We start from the raw sequence: 1,257 nt of genomic DNA on the forward strand, positions 1-1,257 counted from the left end.
TGTAACCCCTCCTAAAAACCGGACTGCTTAAAGGACGAAAAGTCTTAACTTTAACCAGTCAAACGATGAAGAACTCTATCATTACCGAAACGCAGATCGTCAAGGCCATCAAAGAATATGAAGGTGGTCGCGAGTTAAACGATGTATGCCGCGAACTTGGCGTGCACAAATCAACCTTTTATAACTGGCGTAAAAAGTATGCCGGCATGGACAGCCAGGAGCTAAGGCGGCTGAAAGAGCTGGAGGATGAGAACCGCAAACTGAAGCATATGTATGCGGAACTTGCATTAGATCACAGCCTTTTAAAAGACGTGCTCTTAAAAAAGTTTTAAAGCCCTGCCAGCGCAAAGACATGGTTGCTTACCTAATGGAACATCGTCAGGTAAGTATTAGCAGGGCTTGCCGGGTAGTAAAGCTGCCCAAATCCATGTATTACTATAAGAATATCAGGGATGATTCAGAGACCATTGATAAGTTGCTAGAACTGTCCGAAAAGCACCCCACCGAGGGCCAGGATCTGTATTACAGCAGAATTCGCCAGCAGGGCCTCATGTGGAATTACAAACGTGTAAGACGTGTTTACCTGCTATTGGGCATGAATCGGCGCAGAAAGGTCCGCAGACGTGTGCCTGCACGTGTTAAAGTGCCCCTGGTGGTGCCAGAGCGTGCAAGAGAAACGTGGTCTATGGATTTCATGAGTGATGTACTAACCAGTAAAAGGAAGTTCAGGACACTGAATATTATTGATGACTATAACAGAGAGGCCATTACGGTGGAGGCAGCACATACCATGCCGGCTACCAGAGTAACACAGATCCTGGAGCGAACCATTCACGAACAAGGCAAACCCAACTGTATCCGGGTAGATAACGGGCCGGAGTTTAACAGTAAAGAGTTTAAAGATTGGTGTGCAATCAAAGGTATAACGGTACAATTTACCCAGCCTGGCAAGCCCATGCAGAACGGTTACATTGAGCGGTTCAACAGAACTTTTCGTGAGAACATCCTGGATGCTTACCTGTTTGAAGACATTAACCAGGTACAGGTTTTAACAGATGAATGGATGGAAGATTACAATTACAACAGGCCGCACGAAGCACTGGGAGGCATAACGCCAGACCTGTACAAGCGGCTAAACTGTGGAGATATTGAAAACTCTACCGAGTTTCCAACATCCCCACAGTTACAACAACAATAATTATATTTTTGAATTAAATAAGTCTATAAAATACCAGTCCGAACTAAGGGAGGGTTACA

At 45.1% G+C, this 1,257-nt stretch carries 2 protein-coding genes; both read left to right on the plus strand.

From position 1 onward, the window contains the following. The first annotated feature begins 65 nt into the window (after positions 1–65). Positions 66–332 (plus strand): transposase, encoded by a 267-nt coding sequence (locus tag ABIB39_RS23275; RefSeq protein WP_354432587.1) that lies wholly within the window; start codon positions 66–68, stop codon positions 330–332. A 35-nt stretch (positions 333–367) separates the two neighbouring features. Continuing rightward, positions 368–1,198, plus strand: a complete 831-nt coding sequence (locus tag ABIB39_RS23280; protein WP_354432588.1) for an IS3 family transposase — start codon at positions 368–370, stop codon at positions 1,196–1,198. Positions 1,199–1,257: the final 59 nt, after the last annotated feature.

Origin of the sequence: Mucilaginibacter sp. UYP27, assembly GCF_040547175.1 — a bacterium.
Taxonomy (GTDB): Bacteria; Bacteroidota; Bacteroidia; order Sphingobacteriales; family Sphingobacteriaceae; genus Mucilaginibacter.